The following is a 20,146-nucleotide window of genomic DNA, read 5'->3' on the forward strand; positions in this document are numbered from 1 at the left end:
CTATAGCACCTCCCCATCCCATGTCAGTTGCTCCAATACAGCTTGAGTTTTTAATGGGACAAGTTCTCGATAAGTCCCAAGTCCACCCCCGTGTTCAAATTGGCATAATCCTTGAAATGAACATAAGTTACAAGCCGTTTTTTTACCGTGACGGTATGGTGTAATGTCAGTCGCCCCAGCGCGTATGTGTGACATAAATAAAGCTGCAGTTCGATTGACATGGTCTGTTAAAGCCAACCATTCTTCACGACTCACTGTTGGAACATTGGCCCTAAACTGTCCATCTTTTTTTAGTAGAGTTGGGAATAAATCATCTTTCATCTCATGATTGCGATCAAGTAATGCGGCGATCTTAGGTTCTCGTAACAATAGACCTTTCATCCGCACCACTTTACGCTTCGTCTGCTCAATCTCCTTTTCGCTTGTCGGTGTATTGACAAGTTTGACAGGGTCGCGTACAGGATAGTAAAAGACACCTGCAAATAGATGTGGCATGCCAAGTAAGTCAGCACTTTGTTGCTCCACAACATGCGCATATAAGATCAACTGCAAAGAAAGACCATAGTAAACTTGATCCAACTCCACACTTCGTTCACTACTTTTAAAATCGATAATCCGAAAATACGGCTGTCCTTGTAAATCGGCCGTATCTAATCGGTCAATGCGACCTTTTAGGCGCACGTGTTGAATACCTGGAAGGTCAAATTCGAAAGCTTCTTCCGTTAACTGCACGTGAAATTCACTGCGATGAGCATGTTCTGTAAATGTTGCAATCGCCCGTTGTAAGGCTTGTCTAATCTGTTCACTATAGTTACGAAAACGTGCATTTTGCATCCAAACGGCTTGTTTCTCTAGTGACAGTACGTCTGTGAATATCTGGTTCACAATCTCTTGCGCTGTTTCATTTGAAAGCATCGACCAGTCGATGTTATTTTCTTGCAGATAGAGCACAAACTGATGCAAGACTTCATGAATAAATTGACCGCGCAAGAGTACATTGACATCCATTTCTTCACGTTGTTTTAAAGCGAGTCCATACTGCGCAAAGTGAGCAAATGGACATGCTGCAAAGCGCTCCAATCGGGAGACAGAACTTACCTCAGCATTGTGGAACAACTCTTTTGCAATCTCTTGTGCGAGTGGTTCACTATCGATGGTATAGGCAAGACCGCGCAATTTTGAACGCAATAGCTCTTGCGACCATGTACCAGACGCATATAATTCATATACTGCATGCCACATCGGAGTTAATTTCATTCCCTTTTTAACATCGCGCAGTACAGTGGCAACATACTGTGCAGTCATATCTTCTGTAATACATAGTTCCTGATCGATCTGATCATTAAAGAGTGGGTAATCATAGTACTTTTTCTCAATGATTTGCCCTATGTTAAAATGCGTTCGAAGTTGATTGATACTCACTGCAGGCGTTAATGAGCGCCCATCGGCATCGCCAAGTGCATAGGATATATATAATTTTTGCTTAGCACGAGTCAAAGCGATATACACGCGGTAGCGTTCGTATAATTGTTGTTTTGCACTATCAGGATTGACATAGAGTCCCTGCGTGATTAACAAATCTCGTTCCTCATCTGTTATGATCTCATCTTGGCTGATTTTACGTGGTAAAAGTCCATCGTTACACCCCAAGACAAATGCAACTTGCACCTCATATGCACGTACGCGCGATACATCAGTAATCATCACCTGATCAAGTAATAACGGAATCGCTCCGACACTCGTAGAGGCAAACGCCTGGCGAAAAAGAGCAGTAAACTGAGTTATCGAAGATGAGCGTTCATCAAACGCCGCCACGAGATCATCGCAAATGGCAATGACTGCATTCATCGCTCGTTCATGCTCTTGCGCAACTAAAGGATGAGAATCCTCGATTTCACGTGTAATCCAAACAGAAATTTGTTCTGGTATATGCAGTGTTTCAATGAGAGTCCAGAGCGCCTTCACCATAGAGCGCATTGTTCGTGCAGGATGATGCAAAGCTTGATATAAAGGGAGTAGCCAAGTAGCTACTTGTGCACGTACAGCCTCGACTCGCTCAACGTTTTTCGTTCTTTGCGAGATCGAAAACGAATCCCACCACGCATCACCCTCAATACCATGTGACAATACAAAATTTTCCAAAAGGTCAACCGTATTCCTTGGCAATGGAACTAAATCTGTCTTTAGCCACTGAATGAGAGTATGACTATCTAAATGATTTTCAATCATCTCAAGCGCACTTTGGATAAAACGCGCAAGCGGATGGTACCGCAATAATTGCAACTCATCCATAAAAAAAGGAACTCTTGCCTGTTGCAATACATCACGCAACAAAGGTCGATACCGATCCATGTCTGTTACAATAAGTGTAAAATCATGCCATGGCACTGCTTCTTCGCGATGAATCCGCAATAACTCTCTCACTGTTCCTACAACTTCTGCTTTTTGTGTAGATGCAGTAGCAATCATTAAATCTCTTACATCTTCTACACTATGAAATGGTTGTTCACCAGGTTCTAGACTCGCAAAAAGAAATCGCTCAAGATGTGCCAAACGCTTACTAGAAGTAAATCTCCAATTTCTCTCAGTAAAGTCACCTAGGATCTCCATGTCGACTTGTTTTTGTATAGCTAATTGTCGCAAACGTAACAAGGTATCATCAGCTTGAATAAAAGGAGTATCAAACGACGAGAACATAGAAAATCCATTATCCTGTAACGTTTTTGCACGCTCAAATGGAATGGTCATAGCGATATTCATGTGCTCTATATGTGCAAAGAGTTCGCCAAGAAGAGTGAATTCTTGTGCAGTAAATCCCAAGAAACCATCAACATACACATGGGCTAAAGAAAGTGAAGTATATTTTTCTATATTATTCGCAAATAAGGGAATCAAATGAAGTGGATCAATAAAGCGACCTTGTAAAGATTGTTCGTATACCTCTAAAAGTAATGAAATGTCCTGTAGCTTTGCTTCTAACTGAGAGCCTGGCGAACACTGCAAGGCAATTTGTACAAGTTGTGAAGAACTAGTCTTAGCAGATTGAAACTCATCTAATGTAAGTAAAATTCTTTCTATAAATGATGGTGAAGGGTTATCTCGCCCTAATACCTGCAATTGGTTCGCCACTTTCTCATACACGGCTGCGGCCATTGCAAATTTTCCATTTTTAGAGATAGGTTGAATGGGCAATTTCCCAATGGATTGTAATCCTCGCCAACTAAACCTGCGAAAATTCATTACTTGCGCGCGAACCAACGCTTGTCCCCCAACACGTCGCGTCAATTCTCGCTCCATATAAAAGGTCACCTGATCTGGAACAATAAGATAAATTGGTGGACCCAGTGGATCTTCGTCAATCAAACGAATAATTTCTTCCACCATACGTTCTGTCTTACCTGTACCTGCTCTTCCAGTAAATAATCGAACCATGTATACGCAACTCCTCTATGGCGTTGTTCGTTTGACACGAACTGTCGGACGTTCATCTTGCCAATGCAGTTGAACTGGTAATCCATAAGCATCAGATAGAATGTCGTCTGTGAGCACCGCTTTTTTTTCACCAGCCGCAAGCAACTTCCCTTGTTTCAATATCGCCACATGGGTAATTGCAGGAAATATCTCATCTGGATAGTGGGTCACGTAGAGTAATTGTAAAGTAGTTGCTTGTGCTAAATCTTCGAGTGCCATTAATACATGTTCACGAGATGGGAAATCAAGACCAGTACACGGTTCATCAATGATCAGCAACTTTGGATTTGCCATAAGCGCTCGTGCAATCAAAACCTTTTGGCGTTCACCTTGTGATAACAAAGCATAGGCTCGAAGTGCAATCGTCTCCGCTGCTAGTCCTTGTAACAAGGTTTGTGCTCGTACTTCATCCTCCCGAGTAATCGTTGCATACATACCGTTCGTTGCGTATTTTCCAGCAGCAACGATGTCCACTGCACGTACGCTTTGTTCCAGATAGCCGTCCATGCGATTGCTTACAAATCCGATTTCCTTACGTAATTCCCGGACATCGTACTCTCCTAGACGGTGCCCCAGTACATCTACATCACCGCCTGTAGGCCAGAGCATTCCCATGATCACCTGTAGCAAAGTTGTCTTTCCAGCGCCGTTTGCACCTAATAGTGCCCAATGCTCACCTAAGTTTGTTGCTAGGTCAATACGATCGAGTAGAAGTTGATCAAGACGTCTAACGGATACATTATGAAGTTTCACAACGGCAGTCGATTGATTCACGAAGGCACATCCTATCCATAAGCTAAGTGCTCAAGTATTGATTATGTTTTTCATTGTACAGAACAAATAAAGGTAGGTCTATGACACAAAAGAGAAAGAAATATAGGTAATCATAAATTAAGGATGGTACACTATCTGTACGTGTCCATCACATGTAGCACATCGTCCACAATCGATGACTATAGAAAGAGGTGATTCTAATGTACGTATATTTGCTTGCTCCGCTTGGAATTGCACTGGCAGTTGTGCTTGGTTATGGTATACAGCGCATTTCGAAAAAAACGTATGCGTTTGTTGTCATAGCCATCATTGCGCTTAGCCTCGGAGAATATTTTAGTGGTTTCTTTCCAACGATCAATATTCTTTTTGCTTTGTATCTTATCGTACTCTTTATTGTAACCTGGATGCTACGATTATTAACGGTGCGATCATTTGCTCACCTATCTCGCAACCGCTGGCTAAAACCCATTCTGATTGCTGCGCTTGTTTTATTAGCATTTGCATTGTTTAGTGGCGGTGCCATTATTATCTTTGTTATTGGATGGGCTATTTACCGCAGTCGCAGACAACCAAGGGGTCCACGTCCTGTGGGCAATCAGTCCAATAGTATTCTTAATGCAATTGAAAGTTGGCGCCAAAGCCTCGCAAGGCTTGGACCGATCGCCCTCCTTTCTGCAATTGGTGCCATCTCGATGATTGCTAGTAGTGCTCTCGGTGGTGCTGCATCACAAGTGAGCGCAGCATCAACATACGGCGCACAAGTAGCACTTGTGAAGGCACACATTAAAGCTTCCATTCCACCCGTTGCAGCAACTGATGTCCCTATTGTTGAGCGCACAAACGCTGAGATCGTGCTTTCTAATAGCATTGGGGGACTTGGTACCCAATACCATGTCTCAAACCAAGGATTATCACTCGTACGTTATCAAGGACAATTAATTTGGGCTGCACCACTAGATTATAACAATGGACTGATCTGGTTAACCAAACACATCTCTCCTGGATACGTGTGGACATCGGCTAGTAATCCAAGTGCTAAACCAGTACTTGTACAAAATACAGCATATACCATTACACCACAGGCTGGATTTAGTGATAACTTGCGCCGCGTTTTATATCAGAATTTCCCAACCCACTACATAGGAACATCGGATTGGGAACTGAATCCAAACGGTCAAGGGTACTGGGTAACATCCCTTTACTCACCAGCACCAGGTCTTGCAGGATTAGTAACCAAAGTCATTGTCGGATCAGCTCTAACCAATCCTACAACAGGGCATGTTATGTTTTATCCAATAGGAAAGCAACCTGCTTGGGTGAGTCAAGTTGTAGGTCCAAATTTTGCACAAAATGAAGCGATGCGTTTTGGATGGGATCGTGCCGGATTATTCGCCTCCACCTTTACACATCAACTAACGACAGAACCAGTACACGCAACGCCTTATAATGTCCTATTATCCAATGGCGATCTGGCTTGGGAAATCCCTATGACATCGCCTAACAGTGATGACAATTCACTATCAGGACTTGTCATCGTCAATGCACAAACAAATAAGGTCACGTATACGCCATTTACCGGGTTGCAAAATGACCTTGCTGCTGAGCAACGAATTAATGGCTCCACCTTAAATAGTTCACTTTCTGCTGGACGCCCGCTACTCTATAATATTTCAGGTCAATATGCTTATATTGCACCTGTTGTCAATCAATCGGGTATCATCCAGGAAGTTGCACTCGTTGATCCGCGCAATACAACGCAGCCCATTATTTCACCCACTATGGCCGATGCGCTTTCATCGTGGCAAAACTACCTTGCTACAGGCGGTTCTACTTCTTCAACATCACAAGCCAGCAACGGAGTATTAACAGCCACCGTACAACGGATTGCCAATGTATTGTCTTCAAGTGGAGCCAATGGAGCACCCGTCAAAGAGTATTGGCTATTTCTTTTAAATGGAACATCGTATCGCGCTTCACTATCACTCAATCCAAATATCGTACCATTTGTAAGACCAGGAGATAACATTACGATTACTTTCACTAAAGGACAGACTGCCCCAATCACCATCAACTCAATTAAAGACAATACACTCAACCAGAAGGGAACGAAAACCTCATAAAAAAGCAGGATCCAATGGACAGGTAATATGTGTCCATTGGATCCTGCTTCCTATCTATAGAAAGTCTATATACTAACTTACTGCATGGCGATTTTTCACTTTGGACTGCGTATTACTTGAGTCAGAACCTGGATCTGTATCGTGATAAGTAGCTGATAAGGACTTATGTTTTAACTCTGGAACAAGTAATGTCGTACCCATTCCTAGTATGCAAGCGACGGCCATAACGCCCTCTGTACCGGTTAATGATAATCGACTAAGTAGTATGGGGACAAATAGTACGCCAAGAAATGCACCCATTTTCCCAGCTCCGGCCGATAGCCCATCGCCAAATGCACGCCAACGAGTAGGAAAAACTTCCGCAGGAATGACAAATGTAGTTGTATTTGGTCCGAATTCAGTAAAGAAATAACTAAGACCATAAATCAAGAGAAACGGAATCGTCATCATCGTAATATTGGGGATAAAATATAAACCCGCGAACGACAGTGCCATCATCATAAATCCTAACATTTGAATTGTTTTCCTACCGATATGATCGATAGTAAATGCAGTTACCCAATACCCAGGAACCGCAAACACTAAGAAAATTAACGTAGATACAAGAGTCGTGTGTAAAAGTGAGGCATGAGGAGCAAGAGACTTCATAATCAACGTGGATGAGACGCTGTTCCCATAAAAAGCGATATCCAGAAAGAACCACGAACCAGCCGTTCCTATCACGCGAACCCAAAACTGTCGTTTTGTCCACCCATCACTATGGGTTTGATCATCAGAAGAAACATCATGCTGCGTTAACGTAGACACTACTTTTGCAGCTTCTGCCTTATCTTTTTTTACTTCCAACAGATATCTTGGCGTTTCAGAAATTGTTCGACGCAAGTAGATGACTGCTGCTGCAGGAACAGCTCCTAGTGCAAGCATGATCCTCCAAATCATATCATGTGAGATGCCACTCACGAGTAAACCTGACGCAACCAGTGGTCCTACAAGCAAACCAAACCCTTGCATAGCAAAAACGCTCGTCACTAAGCGTCCGCGATTTTTGCGATTAGCATATTCGCTCATAATGATAGCGCTTGTAGGATAATCCCCACCAATGCCAAGACCAATAATAAAGCGCCAGAATAACAGTTGATCAAAATTTTGCGATGTGGCAGATAATAAAGCACCTATAGTTAAAATAATGACTTCGATCCCATACACTGATTTACGTCCAAAACGATCAGCTAATTTACCGAATAATATAGCACCAATAGCTGCTGCAATTAAAGAAGTAGCATTTAAAATACCGATCTCCGCTTTGCCTAAATGCCAAATCGGAGCAAGAATCGTCGTTACAACACCGATAATAAATAAGTCATAAGCATCTGTAAAAAATCCCATCCCAGACGTAAACATAGTTCTCCAGTGGAAAGACTGAATTTTTGATTCTTCAAGAGTCTCTAGGATGTCTGCACGCGTTCGCACAATGGGTTCCTCCTGCAAAATGGGATGCAATCTATCATTCGTAATGATCATACCAAGAACTCGTGTGGTGTTTAATAAGGAATTGTAAAGGTTCCGTAAAGACATCATGCAATTAAATAATTGCATATTATTTTAACCCACTGAATTCCTTATAATCCCTATTTCACTGTATCCTATGTAGAGAGTGACTATTTTTCACAACGACTGACTCAGTTGAAAAAGAGAGCAAGTACTATGTGATGCACACACCAAAAAAGAGGAGGATTATCCCCCCTCTTTTTTGGTGACACCTCATGATAGCATTACGCTTGCATTAAGTTGCGCAGTACCATTTGCAATATCCCACCGTTGCGATAATAATCAACCTCAATAGGACTATCAATGCGTACCGTTACATCAAAGGATATCGTCGAACCATCCTCTTTTGTAGCCTTAACTTTTACACGCTGATGTGGTTTTAATGTATCATCGATACCCTCAAAATGGTACCTTTCATATCCAGTGAGTCCCAGCGCTCGCCAACTCACACCTGCATCAAATTGCAATGGTAAGACGCCCATACCGACCAAGTTACTGCGGTGTATGCGCTCAAAGCTTTCTGCAATGACAGCCTTCACACCAAGTAAGAACGTCCCCTTTGCAGCCCAATCGCGAGAACTTCCCGTTCCATATTCTTTACCTGCAATGACAACCATCGCATCTCCATCTTCCATGTATCTCATGGCCGTGTCATAAATAGACATGACTTCATTAGTTGGAAGATAAGTGGAAACACCGCCTTCAGTTCCAGGTGCCACTTCATTGCGAATACGCACATTTGCGAAAGTTCCTCGCATCATCACATCATGATCGCCTCGTCGCGAGCCATATGAGTTAAAGTCGCGAACATCGACATGATGCGATTGCAAAAACAGACCAGCAGGGCTCTTAGGATTGATCGCACCCGCAGGTGAAATGTGATCGGTAGTTACTGAATCACCCAATAAGGCCAATACGCGCGCATCGTGTATGGGTGCAATTGGCGATACTTTTGTATCAAGCCCAACAAAGAAAGGTGGTTCTTGAATATAGGTAGAATCCTTATCCCATTCAAATAATTCCCCTTCGGGTGTTGGCAATGCATTCCAACGTTCACTTGAATGAAGGACATCCCGATATTTTTCCTTAAACATGTCCGGTGTCACAAACTGAGCAATTGCTTGATCCACTTCCTTGGACGATGGCCAGATATCGCGCAAAAAGACAGGCTGGCCTGAAGCATCATGCCCTAATGGTTCTGTTGCTAAATCAATGTCCACAGTTCCTGCGATCGAATAAGCTACGACAAGCGGTGGTGAAGCTAGATAATTAGCTTTAACAGATGGATGAATCCTTCCTTCGAAATTACGATTTCCACTCAATACAGATGCGACTGTCAATTCCTGTTCTCGAATAGCAGTCTCCACTTCTGGAATAAGCGGTCCACTATTTCCGATACATGTCGTACACCCATACCCTACAACCTCATAACCGAGTTTTTCGAGATATGGCAAGGTACCTGATTTTTCAAGATAGCTTGTGACCACTCGAGAACCAGGGCCAAGGCTCGTCTTCACATGTGGTGCACGCGACAAACCTTTTTCGACAGCTTTTTTTGCAAGTAATCCAGCAGCTAACATAACAGATGGATTGGAGGTATTAGTACAACTAGTAATGGCAGCAATCACAATCGAGCCTGCTTTTAATTCAGATGACTCTTTATTAGCTTGCGTTACCTTGACTGTCTTTTGAATTTGTTCCTCTGTTAAGCCAAATCCACCCTGTTTAAGGGGTGCACGTAAATGCGTGTTAAATTGCTCCTTCATCGCCGTGAGTTCCACTTTATCTTGTGGACGACGAGGACCTGCAAGTGAAGGTACAACTGTATTGAGGTCGAGCGTGACGACGTCTGAAAACTCAGGATCTGGCATGTCGTCCGTTCTAAAGATACCTTGCGCTTTTGTGTACGCTTCGACTAGAGCAATCTGTTCTTCATCCCGACCAGTCATCCGCAGATAATTAAGCGATTCTGCATCGACTGGGAAGAATCCCATGGTAGCACCATATTCTGGAGACATATTGGCAATTGTAGCGCGATCAGCAAGCGTCATAGCACTCAGACCAGGACCAAAAAACTCTACGAACTGTCCCACAACACCTTTTTTTCGCAAAATATTAGTGACAGTAAGAGCTAGATCTGTTGCTGTTGATCCTTCCGGTAAGCGACCAACTAATTTAAATCCGACCACTCTTGGCGTCACAAAATATAGCGGTTGACCAAGCATGCCTGCCTCAGCTTCGATACCGCCAACGCCCCAACCTAGTACGCCAAGTCCGTTAATCATCGTTGTATGTGAGTCTGTTCCAACAAGCGAGTCAGGAAACGCGACAAGTCCATCCTCATTTTCCGAAACCTGAACAACTGAGGCCAAGTATTCGAGGTTCACTTGATGGACGATCCCGACCGAAGGAGGTACTGCGCGGAAATTTTCGAATGCCTTTGTCGCCCAGTGTAAAAATTTATAGCGTTCTTCATTGCGAGCATATTCATAATCAGTGTTGATTGAAAGAGAATTATCTTGACCAAAACTATCGACTTGTACAGAGTGATCAATGACGAGATCTACAGGAACAAGTGGATTGATTTTCTTAGGATCTCCGCCTAAACGATGAACCGCTTGACGCAAAGCAGCAAGATCGACCACCACTGGCACACCTGTAAAATCTTGCAACAAAATACGTGCTGGCATGAAGGGAATTTCTTGTGATTGGTCAGGAGCCTGCGCATTCCAATTTGCGATTTGTTTCACATGCTCTTGCGTAATGATGTAGTCATCGAGTTTCCTAAGTACACTTTCAAGTAAAATCTTTATAGAAATAGGAAGGCGTGAAATCTTTGCTATATTTAGTTCTTCTAAGCGATCTAACCGATAATAATTGTATTGCTTACCATTGGCTGAAAGCACCGAACGCGTGCCAAATGGATCACTATGTTTTGCCATTTCGTTCAACCTCACTCCATATATAAGACAGGTTAGCTACCACTATAAATAATGCTAAGAGGTGCACCCGCTCCTCTACATAAACTCGGCGATCAATCCGCATGCTATGAGGTAGAGGTACCCAAAGCTTTTCATCTTCAGATTATACCACATTTATGAAGGGGGGCAGCAAACGCGATGGAGATAAATCGCGATGATTCATCACAAGCAGTAGAAAGTACATCTATGCAACCAGTGCATGAAGATATCACAGAAGGTATCGATCGAATGGCCGACGAGGGCGGTGGTGTGGTTGATCAAAACTTTCCTATTGGTGCCCCCATATTGAGAAACAACCTCGTTCGTCCATGTTCGCCAGACTGATGCAGTTTGGCACCAGAAAGAGAGGGGGATAAACTCCCCGCTCTTTCTACTATCTCATCACACAAACAACAATAATCATATGTTATTTGGTTTTTTAAACATAGAAAGAAATTTTTGTACCAAAAATGGATCCCCTTGAATTTTAATTTTCCCAGTCATAAATGCAGATACTGGATTTCCTTGTCCCAAGGCTATTTTTACAAACTCTTTTGCAGCCATGGTCACTGTCGCGTTTGCTCCATCTTGAAGACCTTCGTCAACAGATAATTCATTGTTATGTACGCGCAGTGTCCATGTGCCACCTCCATCACCTTGCAATACATACACAACTGTAGCCTCTATATTTTTCGCTGCATCTTGCACAAAATTTTCCTTCATACCTGCAAAAATTTCTTGTGCTGTGACTTCTGCCATCCAACTTCCTCCTTGAAGTACACTCATTGTCTATGAATAAGCTGTCCATATGATCAAAGCATATGCATCATATGATTGGAGATACTAACTAGAGCTTGCTATTTCTTTTTTATGATCACATAAAATTGATGCCTTGAATTTTTTGGGGGGCTTACTGCATGTCCTTAACCGTCGGAATTCTTGGCGTTCCGCTAAGTGTTCTCTTACCTACAGATGCATCAAAACCATTAGAGCAATTGAATGAAACACCACAGGCGTTACGAAACGCAGGGCTACTTGAAGTGATTCGAGAAACAGGTGCAATTGTAAAAGATTTTGGCGATCTCACACTTTCTTACCCTAAAAATGCCAAAACTTTTCCAGAACTCGAGTCAACTTATGCTATCATTGAAACACAAACTGAACATGCAGCACGTCAGTGTGATTTTTTACTAGTATTAGGCGGTGGATGTACCCTAGCATCTGGTACTATGCGTGGACTTACCCACTTGTATCATGATTTACAACTTTTATGGTTTGATAGTCACGCAGATTTCGAAAATCAGCAAACTACCGTTTCACATTATCTTGGAGGGATGTCACTCTCACATGTTGTTGGAGCTGCAGGTGATCCAGCGATTCTTGATGGAAAACAAGTTACTTTATTGTCAGGGCGAGGTGCCAATTGGACAGAAATCATGTCTATGCGCTCATATGGTATTACCCATTGTCAACCTGAGAATATTCAACATTGGATTGAAAATGACCTAGTAGAAGGTAACTTGTACATTCACTTGGATGTCGACGTCTTAGACCTAACCTCTATGCCAGCTGTCGATATTGCTTATCCACCAGGGATTACAAAAGAACAACTAAACATGGCACTACAAACAATCGCCACAAAAAAGACGCTGCGCGGACTTGAAATGACCGTTTATAATCCATACCGCGATCCTCATGGCATAGGGTATGAAACCATAAAAGAACTTTTAACTACGTGCATTCAAACCCTTGTGCAACAATCGTCTCAAAGATCATGATACCTATAGAGACCCACCGATTAATGAGTACTATAATCGATGGGTCTCTTTTTACTTGTGCGGACCAATTAACCAACTTTTCGGGATCATTTCGTCGCCTACTCGATACACATCATCGCGGCCATCAATGGTATGCATGATTTGTTCGCCCGTCTCGTTTGCATGATGAACGAGAGCAGCTACTCGATCATATCCAAGACTTGGTACAAGAACTGTAGCTATCGAAGCATTATGCAATAGTAACTCTTCACAACGCTCCTTCGAAACAGTGATTCCATCTACAAGTCGCATAGAAAAATTAGTCACTGCACGAGCAAGAATGTCTGCAGAATCTAGCATTCGGTCAGCCAAAAGCGGCCACATCGTGTGCAATTCGAAATTGCTTGATTGCGCAGCAATAGCCACCGTCGCATCATTGCCAATCACTTGTACACAAACCATGATCAAAGACTCGGCAATGACCGGATTGATCTTACCTGGCATAATTGAACTACCTGGCTGCACAGCCGGCAAGTGAAGTTCACCAATGCCTGCTTTTGGACCAGAAGCCATCCAACGAATATCATTTGCAATTTTCATCAGCACAGTAGCAGTCTGGCGAAATGCTCCCGATGCATCAAGTACACTATCAGGACTTGCCTGTGCTGCGACGTGATTGCCAGATTCTGATAATTGCATGCCACTTTGCTTTGCAATATGGGCGATTGCATGTTGTGCAAAATCAGGATGTGTATTGACCCCTGTTCCCACTGCCGTTCCACCAAGTGCAAGCGAACCTAATTCTTTCGCAGCCCGTGTACAGCGACGAATAGATTCTTCTACCTGCCACGCATACGCTGCAAACTCTTGACCAACAGAAATGGGAACGGCATCTTGAAGATGGGTTCGCCCCGACTTCAAGATGTCATGAAATAACACTGCTTTAGCAGATAACGCGGTCTTTAATTGCTGCAATGCAGGTACAACATGTTGTTCGATTTGATATTTCACTGCCAAATGAGTCGCTGTAGGTATCACATCGTTACTCGACTGTCCCATATTGACATGATCATTTGGGTGTATCTGTTCATCGCTCGCTAAGCGGGCGATATGTGCAATCACTTCATTCGCGTTCATGTTAGTACTGGTACCTGAACCAGTTTGAAATACATCCACTACAAATTGTTGATCATGTTCGCCATTCAAAACCTGCTTCGCGGCATCTATAATCGCTGTTGCAACTTCTTCACTCAATAATCCAAGATCTGCATTTGTCTGTGCAGCAGCTATCTTAATCCAACCCAGTGCTTGAATAAAAGATCTTGGCAACGTTTTACCACTTATCGGAAAGTTGGCTACAGCTCGTGCAGTAGATGCTCCATATAACGCATCTACTGGCACCTTCATTTCACCCATGGAGTCCTTTTCTATGCGATATTCCACACTTGTTACACCTCCTTTGGGGTATGGGCCATCATCCAGTCACGCAACCAATACGCGCTTGCTTTTGGTATTCTCCTCATCGATTCATAATCGACATACACAAGTCCAAAGCGTTTACTGTACCCATACGCCCATTCAAAGTTGTCAAGCAGTGACCACACATAGTATCCCCTGACATCTACTCCTTGTTCCATTGCATCCATACATGCTTGTAGGTGTCCCTCAATAAAAGCAATGCGCTTGGGATCGTTCACTTGATTAGAAACGACTTCATCAGCAAATGCTGCTCCATTTTCTGTTATATAGATGGGGATTTGAGGATAATCTTGATGGATCCGCACTAACAACTCACGTAATCCCTGAGGATCGATTGTCCATCCCATATCAGTTAACGGTTCACTCGGTGGCAACACATCAGGCAATAAAGGATGCATCCCTTCCTGAACAATCGTTGGAAAGTAATAGTTCACACCAAGAAAATCAAGTGACTGTTTCGACATAACCAAGAGATCCTCGTCACGTATAAAGGATAAATCCATGATTTCGCCATATAGACTCAGTATTTCTGGTGAGTATTTCCCTTTGCACGCTGCATCGAGAAAGAATTGATTACTTATGCGATCGTAGCCCTTTGCAATATCCAGTTCTGAAGGCGATGCCGGGTAGACTGGAGATAAATTGAGTGCAACTCCTATCTCCACTGGCATCGCTAATGCTCGAATTGCCTCTGCCGCATAAGCATGTGCTGCCATAAAGTGATGTGCGACATGTAGCGTTTCTGTCAAATCAGAGTGGCCTGGTGCATGTTGACCTGTTAAATATCCTTCATAAGCCGCCACAGATGGCTCATTGATCGTAATAAACCGCGTTGCCGCACCTTCAAATTGACGTACTACGGTCTCTGCATATGACGCAAAATACGAGAGTGTATCCCTGTTTAGCCAGCCCCCCTGTTCCTCTAGAGCCTGTGGTAAATCCCAGTGATACAACGTCACAAGAGGACGAATATCATGTGCCAGTAATTCATCGACAAGGCGACGATAATAATCCATCCCTTTTTGATTGAATGCTCCCTTACCCGTTGGAAAAATACGTGACCACGATACAGAAAATCGATAACTGCTTAGACCAAGATCCTTCATTAGGCGAATGTCATCACGAAATAGGTGGTATTGGTCACACGCTCTATCACCGGTATGGCCTTCAAAAGTTTTCCCTGGTGTATGAGAGAATACATCCCAAATAGAAGGAAGGCGTCCATCTTCACGCGTTGCTCCCTCTACCTGATAAGCAGCCGTTGCCGCTCCAATCACAAAATTGCGCAGAAACTGCTTTGACATGGCACAAACCCGCCTCCTACAACCAATCCATGCATCTTTGTAGTCTACACATACTTGCGGACTTTAGATCCAACCCACTTCACAATATGTCTTGCACCTTGATGAGCAGAGGCTACTACAGTGCGCCATAACTTTTGAATTAAATCTGCTTTCGGATCACTTTTAAGGGCGTATAGCGGCACCTGTTGCACAATATGATCGTTGATCACAATGTTTTCTGTTGCCACTTTTTGTCCTACTACAATAGGCGCAGAAAGAACATCAGGCGTCATAGTGTACGAGATCGTTTGCTTACTGCCCTTTTGAACATCAACATAGACGTCTTTCTTTGGCGCAACGCTCAATTCTGAATTAGCAGCGTCAACAACTTGTAATTGTGTTGTCAATGGTTGTCCAGCACTTTGAAATAGCTTGGATGAGAACTGTGAAAAACCATATCCTAATAGACTAGCCGTATCCTGAAATACATCAGAAAAAGAATTCGTATCTAAGACAACACTGATCAATCGCGTTTTGCCCCGAATCGCAGTCCCAGAGAAACAATATCCAGCTTCGTTTGTCGAACCTGTTTTCAAACCATCTAGACCATTAAATTGCCCTAATAATTGATCATAATTCGGGCCATATTGTCCCGGATGAATATACATACCCGGTTCTGAAGCATACTTTAAAACAATTGGATCATTTTTTATCAAGTAACGAGATAGAATCGCAACATCCCAGGCATTCGTATACATATCGCGATTTTGTAAACCTGACGCGTTAGTATAGTGAGTGCCTGTCAACCCAAGTGCTTGCGCCTTCTCATTCATCAACTTAGCAAATTCCTTTTGAGAACCTGCTATGGAATCAGCCACTGCTACAGCTGCATCGTCAGCTGAGACGATAAACATATACTGAAGCATTCGCGCTAACGTAATATGTTCTGCAGGATTAAGATATGCTACTGATAATCCTGGTGTTTGCGCCACTTTGTACGCAGACTGACTCACGGGAATGATGGATTGTAAAGTGAGCTGCCCCCGTTTAACAAGATCTAGTGCAATGACCGATGTCATCAGCTTTGTCAGCGATGCGGGATAATGCTTTTGCAATACATTTTTAGCATAAAGCACTTGCCCTGTATTGGCATCAATCAAGACCGCTGCAGGGGCTGTTATTGACACCGCATTGGTGTTTTCATTTGCAGTAATCGGTTGTTCACTAGGTGTCACGACCGATTTTTCTGTTCCTGTGTCAGCAAGTGCAACAACTGCACCAGACAACAATACAATGACGGCCGCTCCAATTATCAAGGAGCGTTTTACTGTTCCCACGTATAGCCCTCCTGTACATCGTTCAGTCCTTGCGATGGACCGAGCTCTCCGTGAATCATTATACACGAACGTCGTTTACTGTGAGGAGTCAATCCTTACAATTCAAAATTATTCCTTTACCACGTGCACATGTTCTGCTCCCATATCTTTCAAAGCTGTTTTCACGAGATCAACTTGCTCAGCTGAGCATGCAACAATGACAAAATGGTGATACTGTTCACTCTTTGCAGAGTCTGGGTGCGCCTCTAGCCAATCAGCGAGCACACGCCCTTGCATCGCGCCATCCATAGGTCCGCCTAAAAATAAGACGCCAAAACCTGGGACAACAGCTGATACTGCTGCAGCTAAGCCACCGATAACTCCAAATGAATTTTCTAACCATGTTCCCTTCCACTCTTCATGTGGTGTTGTAGTACTGACAGATACGCGCCCTTTTAGTTGTCTTTCTAATTCTCCAGCAGATTCTAATGCCTTACTGTGCGTTTCAAATTTTCCCATCACGTGATACATCATCACAATCACTCCTTCAATTCTTCACTACTCATTTGCCTTGCTCTATTTTGCGCGATAATGTATGTAATGCACAACTCATTTTACATGACGAGGAGCCGATATGATGAAAGCGATAATGATAACAAAGCCTGGAACTCCCGATGTACTGCAAATGACAGAGATTGCTGCTCCAACCTTACAAGCTAAGCACGTGCGAGTAAAAGTGAAAGCCACTGCTTTGAATCGGGCTGATTTACTGCAGCGTCAAGGACTCTATCCACCACCTGCGGGCGAATCTGAAATTCTCGGTTTAGAAATGGCTGGCATCGTCACTGAAGTGGCTCCTGATGTCACACAGTTTAGTCTTGGACAACGTGTGTGTGCACTATTGCCAGGTGGAGGCTACGCACAAGAAGTCGTTGTTCCCGAGGGAATGCTAGCACGCATTCCAGATGCTCTCAGTTTTGAAGAAGCCGCATCCATTCCTGAAGCATTTTTAACTGCGTACTCTAATCTTGTGTGGCTCGGACAACTGGTCCCTAGATCAACTGTCCTCATTCATGCTGGTGCAAGCGGTGTTGGTACTGCAGCCATCCAGTTAGTTCGCGAACTAGGTAGTATACCCATTGTAACCGCTGGTTCAGAAAAAAAAAGAGAAGCATGCATGAAACTAGGTGCGGCTTTAGCTATTGACTATAAAGCAGGCCCGTTCCTCGATCCTGTCATGAAGTTCACTGAGCAACAAGGAGTACAATTAATTTTTGATTTTATTGGTGCTCCGTATTTTGAACAAAACCTTCAAGCACTTGCTGTAGACGGAAGACTCATCGTGATTGGAGCCATGGGCGGTTCCATGCAACATTCATTTGACTTAGGTCTACTCTTACGTCGTCGCCTGCAAGTAATCGGCACGGCCTTAAGGTCTCGCTCAAAAGAACAAAAAGAACAACTCACATCGGAATTTTGGGAATTTGCCTTTACGAGATTTGCAGATGGAAGACTCAAACCACTAGTAGATCACGTATTCCCACTTGAACAAGCGGCAGAAGCACATCGCTACATGGAGACGAATTCAAACATTGGAAAAATTGTTCTATCTGTAGAATAAGCCCTATTGTTCATTGTGGAGCATCGGGCAAACATACTACCAACAGCGGTTTGTCCCGATGACTTCACTTCACATACATAGTCCCTATTGCATGTAGAATACATCTAGATCATCGCTCAGAGAACCTAGCATGTCCCCATTTTTCTTACGCAAATGGTCGATCCTATTGTATGATTCGATCTCCCATCTATTGTGATGAAAATGAAGTGTGTTTAGACATACATTTTGCAAGATCGTTTTTCCTGTTCCAACTTCGCCACCTGATAGCTCTGCGAGTACGGCATTAATAACCGCTCCATGCGAAACTACGATAATTCTTCTACCCTCAAACCGCTCGCAAAGAACATACAGAACTTTCATCGCACGATTGCGAACATCATCATGAGATTCTACACCGGAAAGCAGCGATTGTGCATCTGCATTTTTATATTCCTCAAGTGTAAGACCTGTACCAGATCCTGCATCTCGTTCTGCTAGCTCATCTATGACTGTCACTGTCCCCATCTGCAACTCATTTGCAATAATCTCAGCTGTTTCCTTTGCGCGTAATAATGGACTTGATACAACATGTTCATAATGTCCTTGTGATAAAAAAAGAGCGCTTCGCAATGCCTGTTCACGCCCTCTGTCATTAAGCGGAACATCTGTGCGACCTTGAAAACGCCGTGTTACATTCCAATCCGTCTCCCCGTGTCTCATCAAACATAGAGTCGTTTTCAATAGAACACCTTCCTTTATCATGTTGATCGTAACTAAAAGTCAAGATCCTGACAATCTTAAACTTTCACGATACTATAGCTATAGCACGACACTAGCTCAACTCTCAGGAGGAAAACCGATGTCCGATTTTTATATTGTAGATGTTTTTTCAATCGAGCGTTACACAGGTAATCAATTAGCAGTTTTTTTAAATGGTCATACCTTTAGCACAGAACAAATGCAGACACTCGCACGCGAAATGCATTTTTCTGAAACCAGTTTTATCATGCAGTCTGCCTCAGAGTTCGCCTTACGATCATCCGAACAGGCAGTCATCCCTATTCGCATATTCACACCAGCTGCAGAGCTACCCTTTGCAGGACACCCTACCTTAGGGACTGCGTTTATCATCCAACAATTGTTATTGCAAAAGACCGTGTCAACCGTCCATCTCCACATGAAAGCAGGTATCATTCCTGTTCACATCAGCTATCGGGAGAAGTATCCGTACTTATTAACGATGACGCAAAATCAACCGCAATTTGGCCCTATCATCGCGCACGCAGAGATTGCACAGTGCCTTGGTCTCACTCTGGACGAACTTGACACAGACTATCCCGTACAAATGATTTCAACGGGGCTTCCTTTTGTCATTGTCGCCTTAAAAAACCGCACGGCAGTTCAAAAAGCTTGGTTGCATCTGCCAATATGGCAGACACTAAGCACCATCGTTGGTCCAGAAGCCAATGTACTTGTCTTTGCTCCGGATCCAATACATAACGAAAATGACCTTCACGTTCGCGTATTTGTTCCTGAACTTGGCATATCTGAAGATCCCGCAACAGGAAGTGCTAACGGTTGTTTATGTGCATTTTTATTGCATCATGGCGTCAAAGATAGCCCACTCTCTCAGGCACACCAATACCAAGCGTTTACATTACGTGTCGAACAAGGATACCAGATCGGTCGTCCATCATTACTCTATGTACGCGGTTCACGAGTCGATCAGCACTATCAGATTGAAATTGGCGGTGCCGTGCACACAGTGGCGCGTGGTGAGTTGCTAGGATGATGTCAAAGCACATCCTTTTGAGTCACTTCTTGCAGGATTTTTAAAA

15 protein-coding genes are annotated in these 20,146 nt (G+C 43.4%); 5 read left to right on the forward strand and 10 right to left on the reverse strand.

From position 1 onward, the window contains the following. On the reverse strand, positions 1–3,432 hold the full coding sequence (locus tag MM817_RS06770; protein WP_241712919.1) for a PD-(D/E)XK nuclease family protein: 3,432 nt from the start codon (positions 3,430–3,432) through the stop codon (positions 1–3). 15 nt (positions 3,433–3,447) lie between these two features. Further along, entirely contained in the window at positions 3,448–4,245 is a 798-nt protein-coding gene (locus MM817_RS06775) for an ABC transporter ATP-binding protein (protein ID WP_241712921.1), read from the reverse strand. Positions 4,246–4,445: 200 nt separating this feature from the next. Here MM817_RS06775 and MM817_RS06780 point away from each other — a divergent pair, with 200 nt between their 5' ends. Next, entirely contained in the window at positions 4,446–6,365 is a 1,920-nt protein-coding gene (locus MM817_RS06780; RefSeq protein WP_241712923.1) for a hypothetical protein, read from the forward strand. Positions 6,366–6,437: 72 nt separating this feature from the next. On the opposite strand, the gene MM817_RS06785 is transcribed toward MM817_RS06780, so the two are convergent. Continuing rightward, positions 6,438–7,835 (reverse strand): MFS transporter, encoded by a 1,398-nt coding sequence (locus MM817_RS06785; protein ID WP_241712925.1) that lies wholly within the window; start codon positions 7,833–7,835, stop codon positions 6,438–6,440. Positions 7,836–8,137: 302 nt separating this feature from the next. After that, the gene (gene acnA, locus MM817_RS06790) at positions 8,138–10,855 is read right to left on the reverse strand and encodes an aconitate hydratase AcnA (RefSeq protein WP_241712927.1); all 2,718 of its coding nucleotides are present in this window, start codon (positions 10,853–10,855) and stop codon (positions 8,138–8,140) included. Between the two features lie 177 nt (positions 10,856–11,032). Here acnA and MM817_RS06795 point away from each other — a divergent pair, with 177 nt between their 5' ends. Further along, complete coding sequence (locus MM817_RS06795) at positions 11,033–11,218, forward strand: hypothetical protein (RefSeq protein ID WP_241712929.1); 186 nt, start codon at positions 11,033–11,035, stop codon at positions 11,216–11,218. Positions 11,219–11,293: 75 nt separating this feature from the next. Here MM817_RS06795 and MM817_RS06800 read toward each other — a convergent pair whose 3' ends face one another. Further along, complete coding sequence (locus tag MM817_RS06800; protein ID WP_241712931.1) at positions 11,294–11,632, reverse strand: SCP2 sterol-binding domain-containing protein; 339 nt, start codon at positions 11,630–11,632, stop codon at positions 11,294–11,296. Between the two features lie 158 nt (positions 11,633–11,790). Between MM817_RS06800 and MM817_RS06805 the strand changes: the two genes are divergently transcribed. Beyond that, the gene (locus MM817_RS06805; protein WP_241712933.1) at positions 11,791–12,651 is read left to right on the forward strand and encodes an arginase family protein; all 861 of its coding nucleotides are present in this window, start codon (positions 11,791–11,793) and stop codon (positions 12,649–12,651) included. Positions 12,652–12,702: 51 nt separating this feature from the next. On the opposite strand, the gene MM817_RS06810 is transcribed toward MM817_RS06805, so the two are convergent. From MM817_RS06810 to MM817_RS06825, 4 genes are all read right to left on the reverse strand, one after another. Beyond that, positions 12,703–14,073, reverse strand: a complete 1,371-nt coding sequence (locus tag MM817_RS06810; protein ID WP_241712935.1) for a class II fumarate hydratase — start codon at positions 14,071–14,073, stop codon at positions 12,703–12,705. Positions 14,074–14,078: 5 nt separating this feature from the next. After that, complete coding sequence (locus MM817_RS06815) at positions 14,079–15,413, reverse strand: GH1 family beta-glucosidase (protein ID WP_241712937.1); 1,335 nt, start codon at positions 15,411–15,413, stop codon at positions 14,079–14,081. A 44-nt stretch (positions 15,414–15,457) separates the two neighbouring features. Continuing rightward, on the reverse strand, positions 15,458–16,729 hold the full coding sequence (locus MM817_RS06820) for a D-alanyl-D-alanine carboxypeptidase family protein (protein WP_241712939.1): 1,272 nt from the start codon (positions 16,727–16,729) through the stop codon (positions 15,458–15,460). Between the two features lie 108 nt (positions 16,730–16,837). Next, positions 16,838–17,242, reverse strand: coding sequence for a hypothetical protein (locus MM817_RS06825; protein ID WP_241712941.1), 405 nt, complete (start codon positions 17,240–17,242; stop codon positions 16,838–16,840). Between the two features lie 103 nt (positions 17,243–17,345). On the opposite strand from MM817_RS06825, the gene MM817_RS06830 reads away from it, so the two are divergent. Further along, on the forward strand, positions 17,346–18,329 hold the full coding sequence (locus MM817_RS06830; RefSeq protein ID WP_241712943.1) for an NAD(P)H-quinone oxidoreductase: 984 nt from the start codon (positions 17,346–17,348) through the stop codon (positions 18,327–18,329). 84 nt (positions 18,330–18,413) lie between these two features. On the opposite strand, the gene MM817_RS06835 is transcribed toward MM817_RS06830, so the two are convergent. Next, positions 18,414–19,049, reverse strand: a complete 636-nt coding sequence (locus MM817_RS06835) for a histidine phosphatase family protein (protein ID WP_241712953.1) — start codon at positions 19,047–19,049, stop codon at positions 18,414–18,416. Between the two features lie 118 nt (positions 19,050–19,167). On the opposite strand from MM817_RS06835, the gene MM817_RS06840 reads away from it, so the two are divergent. Further along, complete coding sequence (locus MM817_RS06840) at positions 19,168–20,100, forward strand: PhzF family phenazine biosynthesis protein (RefSeq protein WP_241712956.1); 933 nt, start codon at positions 19,168–19,170, stop codon at positions 20,098–20,100. Positions 20,101–20,146: the final 46 nt, after the last annotated feature.

Origin of the sequence: Sulfoacidibacillus ferrooxidans, from assembly GCF_022606465.1 — a bacterium.
Taxonomy (GTDB): domain Bacteria; phylum Bacillota; class Bacilli; order Alicyclobacillales; family SLC66; genus Sulfoacidibacillus; species Sulfoacidibacillus ferrooxidans.